General features: G+C 67.9%; 1 protein-coding gene. It reads right to left on the bottom strand.

The genetic code is table 11. From position 1 onward, the window contains the following. On the bottom strand, positions 1–383 hold a 383-nt coding region (locus tag OP18_RS59030), incomplete at both ends, for a hypothetical protein (protein ID WP_033368056.1).

Consider the following 383-nt stretch of genomic DNA (forward strand, 5'->3'; position numbering starts at 1 on the left):
AGCTGGGTGGTCTCGGCGAACGCGCTCTCCATGCGGGCCTGCAGCGCGTCGAGCTGGTCGTACTCCGAGGAGGTCTCGTGCTCCTCACCCTCGGCGGCGAAGACGTGGTCCTGCTCGGCCTCGGCGTGGTCGTAGGAGGTGAAGTCCTGCTCCGCGTAGTGCGAGCCGTCCGCACCCGTGAACTCGACCTGGTGCCCCTGGTCGAACGACGTCGACTCCGCCGACGCGCTGTCCTGCTCGTACACGCCGAACTGCGAGTCGTAGCTGTTCTGGTCAGCGTGCACCTGGTGCAGCTGGTCCAGCGCCTCCTGCTCGTGACCGGCCTCAGCGTGGCTGTAGTCCAGGCCGTTGTCGCCGTGGTCGCCGCTGTCCCACTCGCTCAT

It is taken from the genome of Dactylosporangium aurantiacum (assembly GCF_000716715.1).
GTDB classification, from domain to species: Bacteria; Actinomycetota; Actinomycetes; order Mycobacteriales; family Micromonosporaceae; genus Dactylosporangium; species Dactylosporangium aurantiacum.